At 56.6% G+C, this 21,553-nt stretch carries 23 protein-coding genes; 12 read left to right on the top strand and 11 right to left on the bottom strand.

Annotated elements, in window-relative coordinates:
* The first annotated feature begins 48 nt into the window (after positions 1-48).
* On the top strand, positions 49-2,664 hold the full coding sequence (gene mutS / locus VWZ81_RS10895; protein WP_416542759.1) for a DNA mismatch repair protein MutS: 2,616 nt from the start codon (positions 49-51) through the stop codon (positions 2,662-2,664).
* A gap of 103 nt (positions 2,665-2,767) precedes the next feature.
* On the opposite strand, the gene VWZ81_RS10890 is transcribed toward mutS, so the two are convergent.
* Positions 2,768-3,331 carry a nucleotide exchange factor GrpE gene (locus tag VWZ81_RS10890; RefSeq protein ID WP_340547127.1) on the bottom strand — a complete coding sequence of 188 codons (564 nt, stop codon included), beginning with the start codon at positions 3,329-3,331 and terminating at the stop codon, positions 2,768-2,770.
* Between the two features lie 9 nt (positions 3,332-3,340).
* Complete coding sequence (hrcA, locus tag VWZ81_RS10885) at positions 3,341-4,417, bottom strand: heat-inducible transcriptional repressor HrcA (protein ID WP_340547126.1); 1,077 nt, start codon at positions 4,415-4,417, stop codon at positions 3,341-3,343.
* A 152-nt stretch (positions 4,418-4,569) separates the two neighbouring features.
* On the opposite strand from hrcA, the gene rph reads away from it, so the two are divergent.
* The 4 genes from rph to VWZ81_RS10865 are packed head-to-tail and all read left to right on the top strand — an operon-like array spanning position 4,570 to position 7,399.
* On the top strand, positions 4,570-5,283 hold the full coding sequence (rph, locus tag VWZ81_RS10880; RefSeq protein ID WP_102855693.1) for a ribonuclease PH: 714 nt from the start codon (positions 4,570-4,572) through the stop codon (positions 5,281-5,283).
* Positions 5,280-5,894, top strand: a complete 615-nt coding sequence (gene rdgB / locus VWZ81_RS10875; RefSeq protein ID WP_102855694.1) for an RdgB/HAM1 family non-canonical purine NTP pyrophosphatase — start codon at positions 5,280-5,282, stop codon at positions 5,892-5,894. Before rph ends, rdgB begins: the two co-directional genes overlap by 4 nt.
* On the top strand, positions 5,887-7,041 hold the full coding sequence (gene hemW, locus VWZ81_RS10870; RefSeq protein ID WP_416542703.1) for a radical SAM family heme chaperone HemW: 1,155 nt from the start codon (positions 5,887-5,889) through the stop codon (positions 7,039-7,041). Before rdgB ends, hemW begins: the two co-directional genes overlap by 8 nt.
* 4 nt (positions 7,042-7,045) lie before the next feature.
* Positions 7,046-7,399, top strand: a complete 354-nt coding sequence (locus VWZ81_RS10865; protein WP_416542702.1) for a YbaN family protein — start codon at positions 7,046-7,048, stop codon at positions 7,397-7,399.
* On the opposite strand, the gene VWZ81_RS10860 is transcribed toward VWZ81_RS10865, so the two are convergent.
* From VWZ81_RS10860 to VWZ81_RS10830, 7 genes are all read right to left on the bottom strand, one after another.
* Entirely contained in the window at positions 7,389-8,282 is an 894-nt protein-coding gene (locus VWZ81_RS10860) for a ParB/RepB/Spo0J family partition protein (RefSeq protein ID WP_416542701.1), read from the bottom strand. The two genes, VWZ81_RS10865 and VWZ81_RS10860, sit on opposite strands and share 11 nt — an antisense overlap.
* 20 nt (positions 8,283-8,302) lie before the next feature.
* Complete coding sequence (locus VWZ81_RS10855) at positions 8,303-9,112, bottom strand: ParA family protein (protein ID WP_340547121.1); 810 nt, start codon at positions 9,110-9,112, stop codon at positions 8,303-8,305.
* Positions 9,105-9,719 carry a 16S rRNA (guanine(527)-N(7))-methyltransferase RsmG gene (gene rsmG, locus VWZ81_RS10850; protein ID WP_416534342.1) on the bottom strand — a complete coding sequence of 205 codons (615 nt, stop codon included), beginning with the start codon at positions 9,717-9,719 and terminating at the stop codon, positions 9,105-9,107. The genes VWZ81_RS10855 and rsmG overlap by 8 nt, the downstream gene beginning before the upstream one ends.
* 1 nt (position 9,720) lies before the next feature.
* On the bottom strand, positions 9,721-11,595 hold the full coding sequence (gene mnmG / locus VWZ81_RS10845; RefSeq protein ID WP_416542700.1) for a tRNA uridine-5-carboxymethylaminomethyl(34) synthesis enzyme MnmG: 1,875 nt from the start codon (positions 11,593-11,595) through the stop codon (positions 9,721-9,723).
* A gap of 12 nt (positions 11,596-11,607) precedes the next feature.
* A complete protein-coding gene (mnmE, locus tag VWZ81_RS10840; protein WP_416542699.1) occupies positions 11,608-12,900 on the bottom strand; it encodes a tRNA uridine-5-carboxymethylaminomethyl(34) synthesis GTPase MnmE in 1,293 nt (430 codons plus the stop codon).
* Between the two features lie 30 nt (positions 12,901-12,930).
* Positions 12,931-14,202 (bottom strand): transcription termination factor Rho, encoded by a 1,272-nt coding sequence (gene rho / locus VWZ81_RS10835; protein WP_416534345.1) that lies wholly within the window; start codon positions 14,200-14,202, stop codon positions 12,931-12,933.
* A 131-nt stretch (positions 14,203-14,333) separates the two neighbouring features.
* Positions 14,334-14,789, bottom strand: coding sequence for a CopD family protein (locus VWZ81_RS10830; RefSeq protein WP_416542698.1), 456 nt, complete (start codon positions 14,787-14,789; stop codon positions 14,334-14,336).
* Between the two features lie 405 nt (positions 14,790-15,194).
* Here VWZ81_RS10830 and VWZ81_RS10825 point away from each other — a divergent pair, with 405 nt between their 5' ends.
* From VWZ81_RS10825 to dnaQ, 4 genes are read left to right on the top strand one after another with little or no spacing between them, the layout of a single operon-like run.
* Positions 15,195-15,794 carry a Maf family protein gene (locus VWZ81_RS10825; protein WP_340547115.1) on the top strand — a complete coding sequence of 200 codons (600 nt, stop codon included), beginning with the start codon at positions 15,195-15,197 and terminating at the stop codon, positions 15,792-15,794.
* On the top strand, positions 15,791-16,624 hold the full coding sequence (locus VWZ81_RS10820) for a shikimate dehydrogenase (protein WP_416534347.1): 834 nt from the start codon (positions 15,791-15,793) through the stop codon (positions 16,622-16,624). The genes VWZ81_RS10825 and VWZ81_RS10820 overlap by 4 nt, the downstream gene beginning before the upstream one ends.
* Entirely contained in the window at positions 16,621-17,214 is a 594-nt protein-coding gene (coaE, locus tag VWZ81_RS10815; protein ID WP_416542697.1) for a dephospho-CoA kinase, read from the top strand. Before VWZ81_RS10820 ends, coaE begins: the two co-directional genes overlap by 4 nt.
* A complete protein-coding gene (dnaQ, locus tag VWZ81_RS10810) occupies positions 17,207-17,944 on the top strand; it encodes a DNA polymerase III subunit epsilon (RefSeq protein ID WP_416542696.1) in 738 nt (245 codons plus the stop codon). The genes coaE and dnaQ overlap by 8 nt, the downstream gene beginning before the upstream one ends.
* Positions 17,945-18,036: 92 nt before the next feature.
* Here dnaQ and secB read toward each other — a convergent pair whose 3' ends face one another.
* A complete protein-coding gene (gene secB / locus VWZ81_RS10805) occupies positions 18,037-18,531 on the bottom strand; it encodes a protein-export chaperone SecB (protein WP_340547111.1) in 495 nt (164 codons plus the stop codon).
* 78 nt (positions 18,532-18,609) lie between these two features.
* Positions 18,610-19,116: an FxsA family protein gene (locus tag VWZ81_RS10800; protein ID WP_416539888.1), complete on the bottom strand. Its 507-nt coding sequence runs from the start codon at positions 19,114-19,116 to the stop codon at positions 18,610-18,612.
* Between the two features lie 115 nt (positions 19,117-19,231).
* Here VWZ81_RS10800 and VWZ81_RS10795 point away from each other — a divergent pair, with 115 nt between their 5' ends.
* The 3 genes from VWZ81_RS10795 to VWZ81_RS10785 are packed head-to-tail and all read left to right on the top strand — an operon-like array spanning position 19,232 to position 21,542.
* Positions 19,232-19,888, top strand: a complete 657-nt coding sequence (locus VWZ81_RS10795; protein ID WP_416534350.1) for a Tim44/TimA family putative adaptor protein — start codon at positions 19,232-19,234, stop codon at positions 19,886-19,888.
* Positions 19,885-20,940 carry a murein transglycosylase A gene (locus VWZ81_RS10790; RefSeq protein ID WP_416534351.1) on the top strand — a complete coding sequence of 352 codons (1,056 nt, stop codon included), beginning with the start codon at positions 19,885-19,887 and terminating at the stop codon, positions 20,938-20,940. Before VWZ81_RS10795 ends, VWZ81_RS10790 begins: the two co-directional genes overlap by 4 nt.
* Positions 20,940-21,542 carry a Smr/MutS family protein gene (locus VWZ81_RS10785; protein ID WP_416542695.1) on the top strand — a complete coding sequence of 201 codons (603 nt, stop codon included), beginning with the start codon at positions 20,940-20,942 and terminating at the stop codon, positions 21,540-21,542. The genes VWZ81_RS10790 and VWZ81_RS10785 overlap by 1 nt, the downstream gene beginning before the upstream one ends.
* The last annotated feature ends 11 nt before the right edge of the window (positions 21,543-21,553 follow it).

Here is a 21,553-nt window from a genome sequence, read left to right as displayed (position 1 = left end):
ACCAAATCCCCCATTTTACGGAGCCGAACTTTGTCCACAGTCACGCCGATGATGGCCCAATACCTCGACATCAAGGCGCAGTACCCGGATGCCCTCCTGTTCTACCGCATGGGTGATTTCTACGAGATGTTCTTCGACGATGCCGTAAACGCTGCCGAAGCGCTCGACATTGCGCTGACCAAACGCGGTAAACACGAAGGCGAGGATATCCCGATGTGCGGCGTGCCCGTCCATGCGGCGGAGGGATACCTGTTGACGCTGATCCGCAAAGGCTTTCGTGTGGCGGTCGGTGAACAGCTCGAAAGCCCCGCAGAGGCCAAGAAACGCGGGTCCAAATCCGTAGTGAAACGCGATGTGGTGCGACTGGTCACACCCGGCACCATCACCGAGGATTCCCTGCTGGAGGCGCGTCGTCATAACTTTCTGACCGCCTATTGCGAATTGCGCGACCAGGCGGCGCTTGCCTGGGCCGATATCTCGACGGGTGCATTTCACGTGATGCCCGTCGCGGCCGTGCGACTATCGCCCGAACTGGCGCGTCTGGCCCCTTCCGAACTGATTGTGGCTGATGGCCCAGCGCTGGATCATCTGCGTCCCATAGCTGACGACCACCAGATCCCCGTGACCCCATTGGCCAAGTCCAGCTTCGACAGCAGCGCCGCTGAGAAACGTATCTGTGATCTGTTCAAGGTCTCTACGCTTGAGTCATACGGCACCTTCAACCGCGCCGAGATTTCGGCGATGGGCGCGGTGATCGACTATCTTGATATCACCCAGAAGGGCAAATTGCCCCTCCTCCAGCCACCGGTACAGGAAGCCGAAGACCGCGTCGTGCAGATTGACGCCGCAACCCGCCGCAGCCTGGAACTCACCCGCTCGATGACCGGGGGGCGAAGAGGCTCATTGCTTTCAGTGGTTGATCGCACGGTGACGCCCGCCGGTGGGCGTCTGCTCGAACAACGGCTGTCCAGCCCCTCCCGCAATCTCGACGTGATCAGAGCGCGGTTGGCGTCTCTGGACTTCATCGTCGAGCAAACGCAGCTGGGCCAATCTCTGCGGGCCACCCTGCGCAAGACACCTGATCTTGACCGGGCACTCTCCCGCCTTGCGCTTGAGCGAGGCGGCCCCCGAGACCTCGCCGCCGTACGCAATACGCTGATCCAGGCGGAGGCGATTTCCAATCTCTGCGCGACGATGGAGATGCCTGAGCTGTTGCAGCAGGCACTCGCTGGCCTGACCGGGTTTGATGATCTCCTCCCCCTCCTTGACGCAGCGCTGATCGCAGAACCGCCACTTTTGGCGCGCGACGGCGGTTTCATTGCCGAAGGCTACGACAGCGATCTGGACGAAGCCCGCACCCTGCGCGACGAAGGGCGGTCCGTCATTGCGGCCCTGCAAAAGAAATACTCGGACCACACCGGTATCACCTCGTTGAAGATCAAGCACAATAATGTGCTGGGCTACTTCATTGAAACCACGGCAACCCATGCCGAGAAAATGCTCTCTGCCCCATTGTCAGAGACATATATTCATCGCCAGACCACCGCCAATCAGGTGCGTTTCACCACTGTCGAACTCAGTGAGATCGAAACACGCATCCTGAACGCGGGCAACCTCGCCTTGGAAATAGAGAAACGGCTCTATACAAGGCTTTCCTGCGCTATTCTCGACCATGCCGCGAGATTGAATGCTGCCGCGCGCGGGTTGGCGGAACTGGATCTTGTTACAGCGCTTGCCGATCTGGCCCTAGGTGAGAACTGGCAACGACCATCGGTTGATAACTCCCGAGCCTTTGACATCACCGGTGGACGGCACCCAGTTGTGGAGCAGGCCCTGCGCCAGCAGGGTGGAACTTCATTTGTGGCAAATGACTGTGCACTCACGGCCAACGGTGGTGCCGCGATCTGGTTGCTGACCGGCCCGAATATGGCCGGCAAATCAACCTTTCTGCGCCAGAATGCCTTGATCGCCATACTCGCGCAAATCGGCAGCTATGTACCCGCCGACAGCGCTCATATCGGGCTGATCAGCCAATTGTTCAGCCGTGTCGGTGCCTCTGACGATCTCGCACGGGGCCGGTCAACCTTTATGGTGGAAATGGTCGAAACCGCAGCAATCCTCAATCAGGCGGATGACCGGGCGCTGGTGATCCTCGATGAAATCGGACGCGGCACCGCAACCTATGACGGCCTCTCGATTGCCTGGGCAACACTGGAACACCTGCATGAGGTCAACCGAGCCCGGGCGCTGTTTGCCACCCATTATCACGAGCTGACCCAGCTCGCCGGCAAATTGCCTGGCGTCGAGAATGCCACGGTTTCAGTCAAGGAATGGGAAGGCGATGTGATCTTCCTTCACGAAGTGAAGAAAGGCGCAGCAGATCGCTCCTACGGGGTACAGGTGGCCCAGCTCGCAGGGCTCCCGGCAAGCGTTGTCACCCGGGCCCGCGATGTGCTCGACATGCTGGAGGAAGGCAGCCGCAGTGGCGCCGGCAAAATTCAGATCGACGATTTGCCGCTGTTTGCAGCCGCCCCGCCTCCGCAACCGAAAGCTCCGGCAGGCCCGTCACAATTGGAACAGCTCCTGGGCGACATCCACCCTGACGATCTCTCACCAAGAGAGGCGCTGGAGGCACTCTACCGCCTGAAGGAGGCCGCGAGCTGACATAGAAAAGCGGCCAGCTTGGATCACCAAGGGCCGCTTGTCATCTTTCCAAAAATACTCGCGCCGCAGGCACGGGCCATAGGCCCGCCTACGACCGCCGGTATCAACCTGCCGGTGTCGAAGACACGCCAACCTGCGCGGGGCGCAGAAGACGGTCGTGCAGCATGAACCCCTCGGCAGATACCTGAATGATATCGCCGGCTTTGGTTCCCGGAACCGGAGCTTCGAACATGGCTTCATGCACCTGCGGGTCGAATCTATCGCCCACTTCCGGCGCGATCACCTGCATACCATGTTTTTCAAACACGCCGAGCAGCGCCCGCATGGTGAGCTCGACGCCTTCGATCAGCGCTGCAGAAACTTCACGCTGCTCATCGGTCGCCGCTTCAATCGCGCGTTTCATGTTATCGTATACCGGCAGCATGTCACGTGCCAGTTTGGACCCACCGTATTGCTCAGCTTCGCGACGCGCCTTGTCGCCGCGCTTGCGGGCGTTTTCCGCATCCGCCAGCGCGCGCATGAAACGGTCTTTCAGTTCATCCCGTTCGGCACGCAGACTGTCCAATTCCAGTGCAGCATCATCATATTCTTCAGTCTGCGCAGAGAGCTCTTCCGCTTCGGCTTCTGTGATGTCGTCCAAAAAATCGTCGTTCTTGGGCTCTGCCATATTTCACCTCTAAGTCCGGTCGGAAAGAAGCTTCCCGACCAGTTGCGCCGTATAGTCCACAATCGGCACGATCCGGCCGTAATTCAGGCGGGTCGGGCCAATGACACCCACCGCACCAATGATCTTTCGATCCGCGTTCATATAGGGAGACACCACCAAAGAGGAACCCGAAAGTGAAAAAAGTTTGTTCTCCGAACCGATAAAAATGCGCACACCTTCGCCATCCTCGGTCAGCTGGAGAAACTCCTCGATATCGCGCTTCCGTTCGAGGTCATCAAACAGGTTTCGGATCCGGTCCAGCTCCTCAGCCGCCCCCCCTTCCGACAGCAGATTCGCCCGGCCGCGCACAATCAGTCGCGCCGTATCGCTGCCCTCATCCTCCCAGGCCGCCAGACCGCTTTCGATCATTTCACGGGCCAGAACGTCGATCTGCTGCTGACGGGCCTTGATCTCTTCCTGTATCGCACCGCGCACATCGCCCAATGTGCGCCCTTCGATCAAAGCGTTCAGAAAATTTGCCGCCTCCCGCATCGAACTTGGCGTTTGCCCCGGCGGTGGCGTGAACAGACGATTTTCCACGTGGCCGTCTGAGAACACCAGCACGACCAGAGCGCGATCATGGGCCAGGGTGACGAATTCGATGTGCCGGATCTCTGCCTCGTGCTTGGGCGTCAGCACCAGAGATGCTCCCCGTGTCACGCCTGATAGCGCGGAGCCGACACGATCCAACATACCTGCAAGACCTGCGGACCCGGTCCCGGAATTCGTGCCCATGGTTTCATCAATTTTTTGACGATCCTGATTATTGAGATCACCGACCTCCAACAGACCATCAACAAACATCCGCAAACCGACCTGTGTTGGCACCCGCCCGGCACTGGTGTGCGGACTGTTCAGCAACCCCAGATGCTCCAGATCCTGCATCACGTTACGCACCGTGGCGGCGCTTACCTTCTCGTTCAGGGAGCGCGTCAGGGTACGGCTGCCAACCGGATCTCCCGTCTCAAGATAGGATTCCACAACAGCGCGGAACACGTCCCGCGACCGGTCGTTCATATCCTTCAGAATGTCACTACTGCTGTTCATCGCACTCTATGTGTGGTCGCTGCCGTTTCTGCGCAAGGCTTCGCCCGCCCCTACCCTTGTCATTAAAGAGCGCAGCATCAAAAGGTCAATCATGCTTGCATCGTCAACCCTGCGGGCGCTATCCCGATTGGTAAGCAAACAAAGGATGACCCATGCGACCCTCTGGACGAGACTTGAACCAAATGCGCGCCGTTTCCATCGAAACAGGCTTCACCAAACACGCCGAAGGGTCCTGCCTTATCAAAATGGGCGACACCCATGTGCTGTGTACCGCAACCATCGAGGACCGCGTTCCGCCCTTTATCAAAGGCACCGGGTTGGGCTGGGTCACCGCAGAATATGGGATGCTGCCCCGCGCCACGAACACCCGTATGCGCCGTGAAGCCGCAATGGGCAAACAGGGTGGCCGCACTGTCGAAATCCAGCGCCTCATCGGTCGTGCCCTGCGCGCAGGTGTTGACCGCGTCGCGCTTGGCGAACGGCAGATCAGCATCGACTGCGATGTCCTCCAGGCAGACGGCGGCACGCGCTGTGCGTCGATCACCGGTGGTTGGGTGGCATTGCGGCTTGCAGTGAACAAACTGATGAAGACAGGTGAGGTCAAGATAGACCCGCTTGTTGATCCCGTCGCGGCCGTTTCCTGCGGTATCTATGCAGGCCAGCCTGTCCTGGATCTCGACTACCCGGAGGATTCCGAAGCCGGCGTCGATGGCAATTTCATCATGACTGGATCGGGCCAGTTGATCGAAGTCCAGATGTCCGCCGAAGGATCCATGTTCAGCCGTGAGCAATTGAACACCCTGATGGATTTGGCGACCAAAGGCACCGCTGAACTGGCCGAGATGCAAAAGGCAGCCTGCGCATGACACGTAAGTTTGCCGGCGACCGCCTGCTTGTCGCCACACACAACAAAGGCAAGCTGGAGGAGATGAAGCATCTCCTCCAGCCGTTTGGCGTCACGGTAATTGGAGCCGGCGAAATGGACCTGCCCGAGCCGGCCGAGACAGAAGATACCTTTGTCGGAAATGCGCGGATCAAGGCCCATGCCGCCGCAAAGGCGACCGGCCTACCCGCCCTGTCCGATGACTCGGGTATCACCATTGATGCGCTCGACGGCGCCCCCGGAGTGTATACTGCCGACTGGGCAGAAACCGGTGACGGACGCGATTTCATGATGGCAATGACGCGTGCCCATAACGAACTGGAAGCGAAACAAGCCCCCCACCCGCGGCTCGCCCAATTCCGCTGCACTTTGGTTCTGGCCTGGCCAGATGGTCATGATGAGGTCTTTGAAGGTGTGATGCCCGGACAACTCGTCTGGCCCATTCGGGGCAAGGACGGCTTTGGCTACGACCCAATGTTCCAACCTGATGGTCATGATCAGACCTGCGCCGAAATGGATCGCTGGGCAAAGAACAAGATCAGCCACCGCGGCCAGGCCGTTGCTAAATTCGTCGAGGCTTGTTTCGGTGGATGATTGGCGCAACGGGGGTTTTGGGCTTTATATCCACTGGCCGTTCTGCCAGGCCAAATGCCCCTACTGCGATTTCAACAGCCATGTCACGGCGCAGATTGATCAAACCAGATGGGCCGCCGCCTATCGCGCAGAGATGCTGCGCGCTGCTCCAGAGCTTTCTGGTCGTGTATTGAACACTATCTTCTTCGGAGGCGGTACGCCGTCGCTGATGCATCCGGATACTGTCGCCTCCATGATCGAAACGGCGCGTGAAATATGGCCTTTTTCCAATGACATAGAGATATCGCTTGAAGCAAATCCGACCTCGGTCGAAGCCGGTCGCTTTGCTGGCTACCGAGATGCCGGCGTCAATCGGATTTCTATGGGTATTCAGTCACTTAACGACGATGACCTACGCCGCTTGGGGCGTTTGCACAACGTCGCCGAGGCGCAGAAGGCGTTTGATGTGGCTCGAAACTGCTTTGACCGAGTCAGTTTCGATCTGATCTATGCCCGACAGGGCCAAACACTCATCGACTGGCGACAGGAGCTTGATCAGGCACTGTCGATGGCCATTGATCATCTTTCCCTGTACCAGCTGACAATTGAGGAAGGTACCGCCTTTGGGGATCGCTATGCCAAGGGCAAGCTGCGGGACCTTCCCAGTGATGACAACGCAGCAGACATGTATCTAGCGACACAAGATATCTGCGACAGTCATGGCTTGCCCGCTTATGAAATCTCCAATCATGCACGCCCCGGTGCGGAGTCCCGACACAATCTGATCTATTGGCGGTATGGTGATTACCTTGGTATTGGTCCGGGCGCCCATGGACGCCTCACCATTGGAGGTCAGCGATATGCTACTGAAACCTATCTTCAACCCGGTGCCTGGCTCAATGCCGCCGAACGCACAACTGGTGAGACCAGCCGCACGCAATTGACATCAGAAGAGTCTAGCGCCGAATACATGATGATGGGCATGCGGCTTGTCGAGGGGCTAGATAGTGATCGTTTTCAGGAAATCTCCGGCCGATCACTTCCTGCTGAACGTATCTCAGACTTGGCAGATATCGGTATGATCGAGATTTCGGGCAACCGTCTGCGGGCAACCGATTCCGGTCGTGCAGTCTTGAATGCGGTCCTCCGCGAACTGTTGGTGGAGTGATCGAATGAGGGTTCTATACGCCACGCTCGGAATGCTCTGTGTTGGCCTGGCGCTACTGGGTGTTGCCCTCCCACTTCTGCCCACAGTCCCCTTCCTTCTTCTTGCAAGCTTCTTCTTTGCCAACTCTTCCGAGCGCCTGCATGACTGGATCATCAGTCACCGCTTATTCGGCCCCATGATTCAGGACTGGCACGAAAGAGGAGCGATTCGCCCGGCCGCAAAAAAAGCGGCAACCCTATCGGTTGCCGCCGTTTTCAGCCTATCCATTCTGCTGTCTGCCCCTTCACATGTCCTGATCATCCAGGCCATTGTCCTAAGCGCAGTGATGGTCTATATTTGGACGCGCCCTAACGGCTGAGACGTCCGCAAAGATCATCCAACTCATCCAGAGACGCGTAGCTGATAGACACAACCCCGCTCTCGCCACCAGTACGATGGTCAATCGACACCTTCATACGCAAGGCAGCTGATAGATCAGCTTCCAACGCACGGGTATCGGCATCCTTCTCTGCAGACTTCTTCGCCGAGCGAGAGGTCGCAGCCTGAAGACCCGCTGCATCCTTCTTCACCAGAGCCTCAGTTGCGCGAACCGACAGACCGCCCTTGACGATTTTCTTGGCGAGCTCTGACGCGTTGTCTGAGGTGATCAGAGCACGAGCATGACCGGCCGACAGGCGGCGCTCCTGAACCAAGGTCTGAACATCATCCGGCAAATGCAACAGCCGGACGAGATTTGCAATGTGACTACGGCTCTTCCCTAATGCCTCGGCCATTTTCTCCTGGGTATGGCCAAATTTATCCATAAGCTGTTTATAGCTCTGCGCCTCTTCCATCGCATTCAGGTCGGACCGCTGAATGTTTTCGATAATGGCGACTTCCATCATCTCGACATCCGAGTAATCCCGAATAATAACTGGGACCTCGTGCAGCTGAGCGCCTTGCGCGGCGCGCCAACGACGTTCGCCGGCAACAATCTCGTATTGACCGCCTGGGCGCGGGCGCACGATCAGCGGCTGCAATACGCCCTTTTCCCTGATTGACGCCGTCAGATCGTCCAAATCCTCCTGTAGGAACTGGCGACGCGGCTGATCCGGGTTCGCGATTACTTTTTCAATCGGCACCATGACTTCGGTGCTTCTGACTGCCTGTTTTTCTGTGCTAACAGGTTCCGGGTTCACATCCGCCATTAGAGCTGACAAGCCTCTTCCCAATCCTCTGGGTTTGTTTTTCTTTTCTGACATTACTGCGCCTCCAGCTGTGGTCAGGCTGCGAGTTTCTGATGTCTCGCAATCAGTTCTTCTGCAAGGGCGCGATACGCATTCGCCCCAAGCGAGTTTGTGTCGTAGTTCAGCACCGGCAGCGCATAAGACGGCGCCTCACTGACACGTACGTTACGAGGGATCTTCGTTTCGAATACCAACTCCCCCAAATGACCGCGAGCGTCCTGCTCAACCTGCTGAGACAGATTATTCCGGCGATCAAACATGGTAAGGACAATCCCCTCAATACGAAGATTGGGATTGGCGGTTTGACGCACCTCACGGATGGTCAACATCAGCTGAGACACCCCTTCCAGAGCAAAGAACTCACTCTGCAAAGGAACGAGAACCGAATCCGAAGCCACCATAGCATTAACCGTCAATAGGTTCAGCGATGGTGGGCAGTCGATCAGGATATAATCCCAGTCGTATTCATCCATTGCCGGCTGACGAAGTGCATCGTGCAGAAGGAAGCTGCGCTTTTCATTGGTGAAAAGCTCGATATCAGCCGAACTCAGATCGACGGTAGCAGGAATAATGCAAAGATCTTCGATCTCAGTCTCTCGAATGACATCGCTCAATGCGACATCATCAACGAGAAGATCATATGTCGTATGGGTTCGGTCAGCTGCTTCGATACCTAAACCTGTAGACGCGTTTCCTTGCGGATCAAGATCGACCACCAAAACCCTGTAGCCGGTTTCTACCAAGGCCGCCGCCAAATTGATTGCTGTCGTGGTTTTGCCAACTCCGCCCTTTTGGTTGGCGACTGCAATAATACGAGGCCCAGCCGGCCGGGACAAATCAGACACGCGTCACTCCCCTGATTTCTAGTATAACCGCCTCGGGTTCAGTCCAACTACTAGTAGATTTCAGGTCGAATTGCCATTGGCTCCTCGCGTTATCCACTTCTTTTTTCCATTGCACTCCTTTGGAAAGCAAAGCAATTCCACCGGGATGAAGATGATGTTCGGCAAAACCAAGAAGAGTCGTCAGATCAGCCAGAGCGCGGGCAGACATGACATCGGCGCCGATTGATGGAACCTTTTCAATTCTCTCAGAAACCACTTTTGCCGTCGCTCCGCATTCCCTAATAGCCGTGCGCAGAAAGGCGCATTTCCTTTGATCGCTTTCAATCAGCGTGATCGAACAATCAGGCGCCCGCTCAGCGGCAATGATCGCTACAACCACCCCAGGAAAGCCGCCGCCGCTGCCGATATCGACCCAAGTCTTCGGAAATTCAGTCAGCTCACAAATCTGGATAGAGTCGACGATATGCCGGTCCCAAACACTGTCCAGAGTGGATTTTGCTACGAGATTAATCTTGGGAGACCACTTCTTTACCAAACTTTCATAATGCTTAAGGCGATCATATGTTTCACGTGAAACATATGACTTTCCAATTTGCATTTCAGTCATCTCAGGCGGTCCTACCCTGGGTCACAGTACTGCCACGCCGGAGCCTGGCAAGGATCAAAGCAAGCGCAGCTGGTGTCATGCCATCCACACGACCAGCCTGCGCGAGGGTTTCAGGCCTTGATCGCTCCAACTTTCCGCGCAACTCGTTCGAAAGCCCTTCGAAATCATAGGTAAAATCAGCGGGAATAAGATATCCTTCGTCGCGCTTCATCGCCTCGATCTCGCGCTTCTGACGGAGGATATAATTCGCATAGAGAGCGTCCCGCTCGATCTGTCGGCGAATAGGCTCCTCGCACTGCTCCAACTCGGGAAGCAAGCGCAGGATATCTTCAAAAACGACATTCGGGAACGCCAGCACATCCGTGGCAGTTCGCCGGTTCCCGTCCTGGTTCACAGTTACGCCGGCCTCGTTGATCTCCTTTGGCGTGAATTGACGGCTATCCATCACGTCCCGCGCAGCTTCAAGCTTCTCCATTTTTTTGGAGAAGGCAGCGTGGCGGCGTTCTCCCACGCAACCCAACTTGATGCCAATACCTGTCAGCCGTTGATCAGCATTATCGGCGCGAAGTGAAAGACGAAACTCAGCCCGCGATGTGAACATGCGATAGGGCTCAGTTACGCCATTGGTTGTCAGATCATCGACCATCACGCCTATATAGCTTTCAGAGCGACTGAATGTGACCGGATCGTTTCCTTTTGCATAGCGCGCCGCGTTCAGACCAGCCACTAGCCCTTGAGCTGCAGCTTCCTCATAACCCGTCGTGCCATTGATCTGGCCGGCTAGATACAAGCCTTGATGCGATTTCAGCGCCAGATCCAACCCAAGCGCGCGAGGATCGACATAGTCATACTCAATTGCATATCCTGGCTGCAGTATTTCGGTTTCTTCCAATCCGACTATCGAGCGCACGTAGCGCTCTTGGACATCCACCGGCAGGCTCGTTGAGATGCCGTTTGGATAAACGGTATGATCATCCGCACCTTCCGGCTCAAGAAAGATCTGATGGCTTGTCTTATCGGCAAAGCGCACAATTTTATCTTCGATGGATGGGCAATATCTGGGCCCTACCCCTTCAATATGGCCACCATACATCGCAGATCTGGCAAGATTATCCCGGATGATATCATGTGTGCTTTCATTGGTGTGCGTGATCCCACACACCACTTGAGGCGCTGAAATTGACTTACTCAGGAAGCTGAACAGAGTGGGATCTTCATCTCCAGGCTGGCCTTCAAGTCTATCCCAAGCGATTGTCCGACCATCCAGTCGCGGCGGAGTGCCGGTTTTCAATCTTCCCAGGCGAAGATCAAAACTGTCCAGCCGCTCTGCAAGCCGCACTGAGGGCTTATCACCCATTCGGCCGCCGGGCCTGGAGACGTCCCCGATATGAATGACGCCTCTTAAAAACGTGCCTGAAGTCAGGATCACGGCCTGGCTGAAGATTTCACTATCATCGGCGAGACGCACACCCTGAATGCGGTCACCGGTCATAAGAAAGTCGATAACTTCACCGATGACGATATCCAGATTGGACTGATCCTGAGTTTCGGCGAGCATTTGCAGGCGGTAGATTTTACGATCGGATTGCGCTCTCGGCCCCTGAACCGCAGGGCCTTTACGTCTATTCAGCAGTCGAAACTGGATACCGGCCTTATCTGCAACACGCCCCATGACGCCATCAAGGGCGTCTATCTCTCGGACAAGATGCCCCTTCCCCAATCCGCCAATGGCGGGATTACAGGACATCACACCGATGCCCTCCTTCGTCAGGGTCACGAGTGCGGTCCTCACACCCATGCGGGCTGCTGCATGTGCAGCCTCCGTGCCGGCATGACCACCGCCAACAACAATCACATCATAATCTGGATGTTTCACGTGAAACACTCCTCATTTCCCCAAGCAGAAACTTGAGAATATTTCGTCCAGTAGATTCTCAACACCGACCCGTCCCACAAGCATCTCCAAAGCACGGATAGCAGACCGGATATCCTCCGCTGCGACATCATAGTATTCAGGTCCATCGGCTAAGATCATCTGTGCCGAGTTTAGACGATCAGATGCGGTTCGCATCGCTTCCTTGTGACGCGCACGCGTTGCAATACCAGCTTTTCCGGCCCTGTTCTGTAGGATATCGGTGATAGCCACTATCAAAGCCTCGACGCCCTGCCCGGTTTTTCCAGATATCGCCAGCACATCCTGATGTTCTTCGGCCAGGTCGACTTTTGGAACCACCACAATATCGTCAGGCTCGATGTCGATATCAATAGCAGCAGGATCGTCGGTCAGAAACACGCGAAGGTCTGCTTCTTGAGCGCGCTTCTTTGCAAGTTTGATGCCGATCCCTTCAACATGGTCGTCAGTCTCCCGCAAGCCGGCGGTGTCGAGTAGCGTCACAGGGAGACCCGCCAGATCCATCCGGACCTCGATCACATCACGCGTCGTACCCGCATATTCAGAAGTAATGGCCGCCTCACGGCCGGCGAGCGCATTGAGCAAAGTCGATTTTCCGACATTTGGCGCGCCGACAATAGCAACTTCGAATCCATTCCGAATACGTTCAGCAATTTGAACACCTGAAATCTGCGGCTGCAAATCAGCAGCTACGCCGGCGAGCAGCCCCGCAACCTCGGCGGTTACATCGACAGGGACATCTTCATCAGCGAAATCAATGGTCACTTCAATAAGTGAGGCTGCGCGAATGAGATCCTTGCGCCACCGCTCGGCCAGGTCTGCCAAGCCGCCGGCGAGAACGGCTTGCGCCTGGACACGCTGAGCATCCGTCTCAGCCTCGATAAGATCCGCCAGCGCTTCAACTTGAGAAAGGTCGAGCTTACCGTTTTCGAGCGCACGCCGAGTGAATTCGCCCGGATCCGCAAGGCGCACATCATCGAACCTACCCAGAAGCTCAAGCATCGCGGTTACAACAGCTGTACTTCCATGAACCTGGAATTCAACCGTATCCTCACCGGTAAAGCTGTTGGGGCCGGCAAATGTCAGGATCAATGCCTCATCAATCCGAGCGCCAGCCTGATCGGAAATCACCCGCAGACTACGCCCAGGACACGGCAAAGCACCGCCACTGATAACAGAAGCGGTGTTGATCGCCTGAGGACCTGACAATCGAATAACCGAAACGCCGGCCTTCCCCTGAGCGGAGGCCAGCGCAAAGATCGTGTCCATCGGAACCTTCCTTTCGTGCCGGCCCGGGTATTAGGTGTTCATTGAGTCGAAGAATTCAGAATTTGTCTTTGTTTGCTTCAACTTAGACAACAGAAACTCGATTGCGTCAGTGGTCCCCATCGGGTTGAGGATACGGCGAAGGACAAATGTCTTGGCCAGGTCACCCTTATCAACGAGGAGGTCTTCTTTCCGAGTACCCGACTTGAGAATATCAATTGCCGGGAAGACGCGTTTGTCCGCAATCTTACGATCAAGGACGATTTCCGAGTTACCGGTACCTTTGAATTCTTCAAAGATCACCTCGTCCATACGGCTGCCGGTGTCAATCAATGCGGTGGCGATGATGGTAAGCGAACCGCCTTCTTCGATATTCCGCGCCGCACCAAAGAATCGTTTCGGGCGCTGCAGGGCGTTTGCATCGACACCACCGGTCAGAACCTTACCAGACGATGGTACCACAGTGTTAAAGGCCCTACCAAGTCTTGTGATGGAGTCCAGAAGAATAACTACATCTCGTTTATGCTCCACAAGACGCTTCGCTTTTTCAATCACCATCTCGGATACGGCAACATGCCGGGTCGCTGGTTCGTCGAAGGTTGAGGAGACAACCTCACCTTTCACCGACCGCTGCATATCTGTGACTTCTTCCGGACGTTCGTCGATCAGCAGAACGATCAGGTAACACTCAGGATGATTTTTCGCGATGGAATGCGCGATGTTCTGCAGGATCACCGTTTTACCGGTCCGCGGCGGTGCCACGATAAGAGAACGCTGACCTTTACCGATCGGCGAAACCAGATCGATCACACGGGCAGACCGGTCCTTGATGGTTGGGTCTTCGATCTCCATCTTCAGCCGTTCATCAGGATAGAGCGGCGTCAGGTTGTCAAAGGCGATCTTGTGGCGCGCTTTTTCGGGATCTTCAAAGTTGATCTTGGTAACATTTGTCAGCGCAAAATAGCGCTCGTTTTCCAGCGGCGACTTAATCTGACCCTCAACGGTATCGCCCGTCCGCAACGCATACTGACGGATCATGTCAGGCGAGACATAAATGTCATCAGGACCCGGCAGGTAATTCGCTTCAGGAGAGCGCAGGAAACCAAAGCCGTCTTGCAGTACCTCAAGCACGCCATCGCCGGCGATTTCCCAGCCTTCATCTGCGCGTTCACGCAGGATCTGGAACATCATCTCGCCCTTGCGCATCGTGGAGGCGTTTTCGATCTCAAGCTCTTCAGCCATCGACAGAAGATCCTTGGGGCTTTTTGCCTTCAGATCGGAAAGGTTCAGGGATTGAACGGTCATATATATACGGCCTTTATTCTCCCCCTGTAAACTGGGGAGCGGTGTCATAGGTATAAGGAAGACACGAGTGCCCGGACGGGCCCGTTAGGGCGCATACATAAGGGGTGTTCCCGTTTGAGTCAAACCCCCGCTCAGAACTTGAAAATGACTGATATGACGATGACCACCATCAGCAGCGTCGGGACCTCATTCATCATTCTATAGCTGCGACCGGTTCGGGTGTTCTGCCCGTTTGCGAAGTCCCGGTGACGGAACAACAGCCAGTGATGGAACCAGGTCATCCCCAGAACGCTCAGGCCCTTGCTCCAGGGCCAGATAACGCTCCAGTCCACCAACCCCGGCGTAAACACCATTACGAGGCCTGCTGCCCAGCTGACGTACATGGCGGGCCGCATGATGATACGAAGCAGCTTCTCCTCCATCATGACAAAGATCGGAAGGCTCTCTGGCACCTTCTCTGCCTGTTCCACGTGATAGACAAAAAGACGCGGTAGATAGAAGAGACCAGCCATCCAGCTGATCACGGCCATGATGTGCAGCGATTTGGCGTAGGGATAAATTTCAAACAGTAGATCGCTCAGATCCATGGTCGGCCTCTCGGTTCCCTCTCTTCCCTTAAAATATAAGTATTTTAAAAGGATGATGTTTTAGTAGTGCACCTGAAATACGGTGGATAACTGACTCATCCACTGGCTTATCCCTGCTCTGGATAACTTACCAGCTTTACCCCCAGCGACATGATGACTCTTGCCGGCAGGCCATAAAAACAACAGGAATACTGTGCCGGTAAGCTAAGTTTGATTTGGGGATAAGCTTGGGGTGAAACCGGAGCAACTGAGATATCCACGATTTGGAAGTTATCCCTATCCTCTCAGGGCGAATCTGCCGGCAAGCAAATGGGGATTTTGAGGTTCTCCACGGCTTGCGAAATGGCCGAAATTTCATACAAACCGTCCAAGGCCCATCACACTCTTGCCCACGGGGTTTTCCACATGTCTACCCACATCGTTCTGGCCTCTGGGTCACAAATTCGCGCCCAGCTCCTGCGACAGGCCGGCGTTCCTTTCGAGGTTGCCGCCGCCCGCATCGACGAGGAGGCCATCAAATCCGCGCTCCTGGCCGAGGAGGCCAAGCCGCGGGACATCGCCGATACGCTGGCAGAAGCGAAGGCGCGCAAAGTCAGTGCCAAGTATCCCGGGGCCCTTGTATTGGGCTGTGATCAGGTGCTCGAGTTTGATGGAAAATTGTTATCAAAACCAAAAGATTCGGATGAAGCTTTTGCGCAGCTGAAAATAATGCGGGGTCAGCGACATATGTTATTGTCCGCTGCGGTCATCTACCGCGATGGTCAACCGATGTGGCGGCATGTTGGGCAGGTGCGATTGCGGATGCGGTCCAGCTCGGATGCCTATCTTCGCGGTTATGTGGCGCGTAACTGGGACAGTATCCGCCATGCTGTTGGCGGATATAAACTTGAGGAAGAAGGGGTGCGGTTGTTCAGCACGATCGAAGGGGACTACTTCAATGTTCTTGGGTTACCCCTCCTCGAGCTGCTCAACTATTTGGCCCTGCAGGGAGTGATAGAACAATGAGCGACGCACGCATCCCTCTGGCTGGTGTGATTGGCAATCCAGTGGCGCATTCGCGGTCGCCACTGGTCCATGGCCATTGGCTTAGAACGCATGGCATTGCCGGTCACTATGTTCCGCTGCATGTTGAAGCCGATCAGCTGGAAACTGTTGTGCGCAGCCTGCCAATGATGGGATTTGTTGGGGCCAACGTCACAATTCCTCATAAAGAGAAGATCATGGATATCGCCGATCAGGTGACGGATCGTGCGACATTGATCGGCGCGGCCAATACGTTGATCTTCCGACCTGATGGGTCAATCCTGGCAGATAATACAGACGGATATGGCTTCATTACCAATCTGCATCAATCCGCTCCTGACTGGGATCCAGCATCAGGTCCGGCGGTCGTCTTTGGCGCTGGCGGCGCCAGCCGTGCCGTGATTGCCTCCCTGTTGGAAGCTGGCGTCCCCGAGATCCTGCTCAGCAATCGAACGCGGGAGCGGGCAGACCAGTTTCGCAGTGAGTTCGGATCGCGGATCCAGGTGGTGGATTGGGTGCAGGTTGGCAACGTCGTCGAACAGGCCGCGCTGCTCGTGAATACGACCTCACTGGGAATGATTGGAAAGCCGCGCCTGCGGGTGCCGCTGGATGGCCTGCGCCCCGGCACGGTTGTGACCGATCTGGTCTATACTCCGCTGAAGACGGAAATGCTGAAATGGGCTGAGGATATCGGCTGTACCACGGTAGATGGTTTGGGGATGCTGTTGCATCAGGCTGTACCAGGGTTCGAACGGTGGTTTGGCAAACGACCGGAGGTCGATGAAGCCACACGTGAGGCCGCGTTGGCATGAGCTTTGCACTGGGGCTAACCGGATCCATCGGAATGGGAAAGAGCGCAACCGCGCAGATCTTTGCCGATGAAGGATGTGCGGTCTGGGATGCCGACGCAGCCGTTCATCGCCTATACGATGCAGATGGAGCTGCGGTTGCGCCGATAGGCGCGCTGTTCCCGATGGCCATCGCCGGCGGGCGGGTGGACCGGGCACGTCTGCGTGAGATCATCGCCGGCGATGCAAGCGCCCTGCCCCGCATCGAAGCAATCGTGCATCCGCTTGTCGCCGCTGACCGCGAGGCTTTCAGAGCATCGTCGTCGCATGATGTTCTGGTCTTCGATATTCCCCTGCTGTTTGAAACCGGGGGTGACGCAGGCATGGATGCGGTGGCCTGCGTGTGGATCGACGCTGAGACGCAGCGCAGCCGGGTCATGGAGCGCGGCACAATGTCGGTTGAGCAATTTGAACAGATCCTTCAGAAACAAATGCCGATAGAGGAAAAGAAAGCGCGGTCGGATTTTCTGATCCAGACCGATACGCCCGACCATGCGCGCGATCAGGTGCGCGCCATCCTTGCCCAGATCAGAAAGCAGGTTGCAGATGCGTGAAATCGTCCTTGATACCGAGACAACAGGATTTGATCCGTTTTCTGGCGACCGCATCGTCGAGATCGGTGCGGTTGAGTTGCTCAATCACATGCCAACGGGCGAAACCTTTCATGTCTATATCAACCCCGAACGTTCCATGCCGCAGGACGCGTTCAAGGTGCACGGCATCGGGCCGGATCTTCTTGAACCGCCACAACAACCCGGCCCCGGTGCGGTGACATTGCGCGACAAACCGGTATTTTCGAAAGTCGGGCAGAAATTTCTGGATTTCGTGCGGGATTCCAAAATGGTCATCCACAACGCCGCATTCGACATGAAATTCCTGAATGCCGAGCTGGACTGGATGGGCCTGCCAAAACTGCCGATGGATCAGGCAATTGACACGCTTGCCATAGCGCGCAAGCGTTTTCCTGGGTCGCCGGCGACACTGGATGCGCTCTGCCGTCGGTTCAATATCGACAACAGCAATCGTATGTTGCATGGCGCGCTGCTCGACTCCGAGATTCTGGCAGATGTCTATCTTGAACTGATTGGTGGTCGGCAGCCCGATTTCGGCCTTTCAGCGTCAAGCGATAAGGCGCGCAGCGGGACTGTGATAACAGAGGACTGGCGCCCTACGGCAAGGCCGACACCCCTGCCCGCACGACTTACCGCAGAAGAACAGGAGGCGCATGACGCGTTTGTTGCGAAGATGGGTGACGGAGCACTGTGGATCAGCTCCGGCAGCTGACCCCCCGCGCCCGCGCGACTGCCAGCCAAAAAACGCCGCGGTTTCCCAGCGGCGTTTTTTGTCAGCGGGCCAAGGGCGCCGCTGTATGATGCTTACTGCGGTTTGTCGGCGGCAGCTGCGTCGGCCTGACGACGTGCCAACTCGTTGCGATAGATCGCGACGAAGTCGATATTGTCGAGGTTCAGCGGCGGGAAACCACCGTCGCGGGTCACGTCAGAGACGATGCGGCGCAGAAACGGGAACAACATGCGGGGGCATTCGATCAGCAGGAACGGATGCAGCTGGTCTTCCGGCACGCCGACAATGTTGAAGATGCCGACATATTCCAGTTCCAGAACGAACAGGACAGCATTGCCCTCCTTGTCCTTGGATTCGATGTTCAGCTTGGTCATGACTTCATACTGATTTTCGGCCTGACGCTTCTTTGCATCAAGCGCAACCTGTACGCTCACATCGGGCTTAGCGTCGGCGCCGACGCCTTTTTGCGCCATGACGTTTTCAAACGACATATCGCGGATGAATTGACCCAGGATATTCATCTGGACTTGCGGCTGCTGCACGCCTTCTGTTGCGCCGTTTTCGGCCATGAAGCTACTCCTAAACTATGTTTCGCCTGTGCTTAGCAGCTTGGCGCACGTATCTCAACGGGGTGTCACGCGAGCCGCTTACCTCTTGTCATCGACCCAACCGGATGGGCCATTGCGCGGTCTATCCCGAGTGACGTCCTCGTAGTCGCCGTCAATGATATCGCCGGGCCTACCGGAGGAGTGACCGCCGGGGTAATTGCGCCCCTGCATGCTCCCAGGACCCATTTGGAACCGTGCAACCGTCACTTTTGAACGCAGGTACCGGTAGACGGCCATACGGATCTGCGGGACAAGCAATGCAAAGCCGACTGCATCAGTGAAAAATCCAGGTGTCAGCAACAGCGCGCCGGCAACGAGGATCATCGCACCATGCGCGAGAGGTTCCGTGGGGTCATTCAACCGTTCAAAAGACGTGCGCAATTGGCCCAATGCCAGCCTACCCTGCGTTCGCACCAGCCAGGTTCCCAAAACCGCTGTCAGGACCACAATGGCCAGCGTGGGCCACAGGCCAATCGCGCCACCGACCTGAATAAAAAGTGCGATTTCGATGATCGGAACCATCAGGAAGGCCAGAAAAAGATACATGCGGGGTTTCCTCAGAACTTGCGCGGGACGGTGGACTTGCGCCGACCCGTCACCTACATAAGGTTGGAACGCTTTAGTTTCAAACGAAGCATGAACATCTACCGTAGAGGTTGTTATGGAGTCGCCCGTGATTCAGCTGTTGGTTTTGGCCGGTATTGCCGTGTTTTTGATCCTGCGCCTGAAGAGCGTTCTTGGCACCCGTGAAGGGTTCGAAAAGCCGGCCCTGCCTCAATCAGATCGCCAGAGCCGCCGTCCTGAGCTCGAGGTAATCGAAGGTGGGCCGGACCATGACATCATTGACTATGTCCCTGAGGATAGTTCGCAGGCCAAAGACCTTGCCGCAATGAAGAAAGCCGAACCCTCCTTTGAGGTACGGGATTTTGTGCAGGGCGCTCGCGGTGCCTACGAGATGATCCTGATGGCGTTTGAACGAGGGGATCTGGACGAAATCGAACCGTTCCTCGCGCCCGATGTCTTTGAGAGCTTTGTCACCGCTGTTTCGCACCGCGAAGATCAGGGGCTGACCATCGAGGCGGAATTTGTCGGCGTGCGTGAAACGACCTTGACCGATACCAGCTTTGATCCGGCTACAGGCAATGCAGAAATCACCATGAGGTTTGTCGCGGAACTGACCTCCGTCGTGCGGGACCGTGGCGGTGATATCGTCGAGGGCGATCCCAAGGCCCTGAAACGCCAGAAGGACACCTGGGTCTTTGGCCGCACCATGGGCAGTGCGGATCCGAACTGGCATCTGGTCGCCACGGACGCATGATGCACGGGCTCCGGCGGGCACTCTGTGCGCTGGCCCTTGGGGCTGGCGCATATTTGTTCCCGCAGGGCGGGCAGGCAGAAACGACCTATACAATGTTGTCCTTTGCTCAGCTTGAAGGCTGGGCGGAGGACGATCATGAGGAGGCGCTCGGCGCCTTCCTGCAGACCTGCCGGGATCTGGACGATCCGGATTGGCGCGCGCTTTGTGCGCTTGCGCGTGAACAGGATCCGCAATCTGCGCGCGGGTTCTTTCAGCTGCTTTTTCGCCCTGTCCTGATCGAGGATGGCACGCCGGCGTTGTTTACCGGTTACTTCGAACCTGAGCTGTCAGGCGCGCGCAGGCCCAGCTCCCGGTATCGGTATCCGGTCTACCGGCAGCCGCCGGAGGCGCGCAACTCCAGCCAATGGCTGACACGGCGCGAACTTCTGACAAGCGGCATCATGGAAGGGCGCGGGCTGGAGATCGCCTGGGTCGATGATCCGGTCGAGCTGTTTTTTCTTCAAATCCAAGGATCCGGCCGAATTCGCCTGTCGGATGGCTCCTCGATCCGGGTTGGCTATGGCGGCGCCAATGGTCATGAATATCGATCCATTGGCACCGAATTGGTTCGCCGTGGGATTTATAATATCCATCAGGTCAGCGCTGCGGTGATCAAACGCTGGGTGCGGCGCAATCCGCTCGCCGGCGAGGATTTGCTGATGCACAACCCCTCCTATGTGTTCTTCCGTGAGGTGAGCCGTATTCCAGCCTCTGCCGGCCCGCTGGGCGCGATGAACCGGTCGGTGACCACATTGCGCAGCCTGGCTGTTGATCCGAAATATACGCCACTGGGGGCACCGGTCTGGCTGGAAAAGGATGGTGCTAAACCTATGCGGCGCTTGATGATTGCGCAGGACACCGGCTCCGCCATAAAGGGCGCGCAGCGGGCCGATGTGTTCTTTGGCAGCGGGGATGAGGCGGGGATCGAAGCTGGCAAGCTACGCGATCCCGGTCGCATGGTGGTGCTGCTTCCGATCCAGCGAGCCTATGCGCTATTGCCGGGGGATTTCTGATGAGCCGCCGCAAACTGACCTCCGAAGAAATAGACCTCTGGCACCGGGTGGCGCGTCAGGCCGAGCGGCTGCACCCTAAAACACGTACTGCGCCAGCCACCGCTCCCCTGCCCAAGCCCAGGCCGAGCAAATCGCCTCTGCCACCGCAGGAGAGGTTCACGCCAGAGCCGTTCGAACTGGGTTCCAAAGCCATATCCCAGCCGACCAGACATGATCTTAAGCCCAGTGTGACAAGGGGGCTGATTTCTGCGCCGATGCAGATGGATGGCAAAGCCTACCGCAAGATGAAACGTGGCAAGCTGAAACCGGAGGGGAAGCTGGACTTGCATGGAATGCGGGTCGATGCAGCCCACCCTGCGCTGGTTCGGTTTGTCCTGTCAGCCCATTCTGCGGGCAAGCGGCTGGTTCTGGTGATCACCGGAAAAGGCAAAGATCGAGATGAACCCGGACCGATGCCTGTTCCGCGTGGCGTCCTGCGTCATCAGGTACCGCAGTGGCTGTCACTGCCGCCACTGTCGCAGGTCGTACTTCAGGTGACCCCGGCCCATGTCAGCCATGGTGGCGGCGGTGCCTATTACATCTATCTTCGGCGACATCGCTGATTGGTGGACTA

Origin of the sequence: Phaeobacter sp. JH20_34, assembly GCF_048056095.1 — a bacterium.
GTDB classification, from domain to species: domain Bacteria; phylum Pseudomonadota; class Alphaproteobacteria; order Rhodobacterales; family Rhodobacteraceae; genus Phaeobacter; species Phaeobacter bryozoorum.
The sequence above is the reverse complement of the archived record's forward strand: the minus strand, read 5'-3'. Positions and strand labels throughout refer to the sequence as shown.